This window comes from Polaromonas sp. P1_E3 (assembly GCF_056405935.1).
In genome coordinates, this window is record NZ_JBFUBD010000621.1 from 1 (window position 1) to 1,181 (window position 1,181).

Genomic DNA, 1,181 nt, shown 5'->3' on the forward strand with positions numbered 1-1,181 from the left:
CTGTAGATGTGGCAGTCGCCACCGGTCCAGATGAAATCGCCCACACCCAGATCGCATTGCTGCGCCACCATATGGGTCAGCAAGGCGTAACTCGCGATATTGAAGGGCACGCCCAGGAAAATGTCGGCGCTGCGCTGGTAGAGCTGGCAGCTGAGCTTGCCCGGCTGGCCTTGTACCTCGGAAGGCGCCACGTAAAACTGGAAGAACGCGTGGCAGGGCATGAGTGCCATTTTCGAAAGGTCGGCCACGTTCCACGCGCTCACGATGATGCGGCGCGAGTCAGGATTTGTCTTCAGTGTCTTGATGACCTCGGAGATCTGGTCGATGTGGCCGCCGCCAGGTGTAGGCCAGCTGCGCCATTGCACACCATAAACCGGGCCCAGGTCGCCGTCTTCGCGCGCCCATTCGTCCCAGATCGTGACGCCGCGTTCCTTGAGCCAGTTGTTGTCGCTCGAGCCCTGCAGAAACCACAGCAGCTCATGCACGATGGACTTGAGGTGAACCTTTTTGGTGGTCACCAGCGGAAAGCCCTCGTTCAGGTCAAAGCGCATCTGGTAGCCGAACACGCTTTTCGTGCCGGTGCCGGTGCGGTCGGCCTTGAAAGCGCCGTGGGTGTCCACGTGGCGCATGAAGTCTTCGTATTGGGAGCGGATGGGGCGAGAGGCGATCATTGGACAGTCCGGTGAGGCATTGCAGCGATTTTATCGCTGCGCTCAGGGTCGGCCGCGCAGTGACCAGTCTACTAGGAGCTCGCCATTCAAGGCTTCATAGAAGGCGATCGCCAGGCTTATCAGCGTACCGGTGTCGCCACGATCCGAAAAACCAGCAGTGACTGCCGCGCGTTGCCGCAAGTGGACCATCAAAAAATCCTCCGCTTCGCGCGCTTGTGTCACTTGTCCCGCCTCTCGCAGCCGATAGGCACATGCACCGTCTGGTTTGGGATCAACCGGAAAGAATGTTACGCGCCGTGTAGCGCGCATCGCGCGCGTTGCTTCGTCGAATAGGACAGTGCTGTTGGCGTCACCTAAGGCGGCTGCGGCACTGCCTGCATCGCATAGGGAGCGTATGCGCCAAACGGAATCCTCCATGGATCTTGCCAACGTTGTCAATTGCGCCAGCGCAGCAGCGGCCCAAGGCGCAGTGCGATGGGATCGCACGAGATGGGCTGCGTGCCCCAGGAG

At 60.4% G+C, this 1,181-nt stretch carries 2 protein-coding genes; both read right to left on the reverse strand.

The annotated features are described in order from the left end of the window. A partial coding sequence (locus tag AC1D0Z_RS22260; protein WP_477660321.1) for a thymidylate synthase occupies positions 1–671 on the reverse strand: 671 nt, incomplete at its 3' end. A gap of 42 nt (positions 672–713) precedes the next feature. Next, positions 714–1,088: a hypothetical protein gene (locus tag AC1D0Z_RS22265; RefSeq protein ID WP_477660322.1), complete on the reverse strand. Its 375-nt coding sequence runs from the start codon at positions 1,086–1,088 to the stop codon at positions 714–716. Positions 1,089–1,181 lie beyond the last annotated feature (93 nt).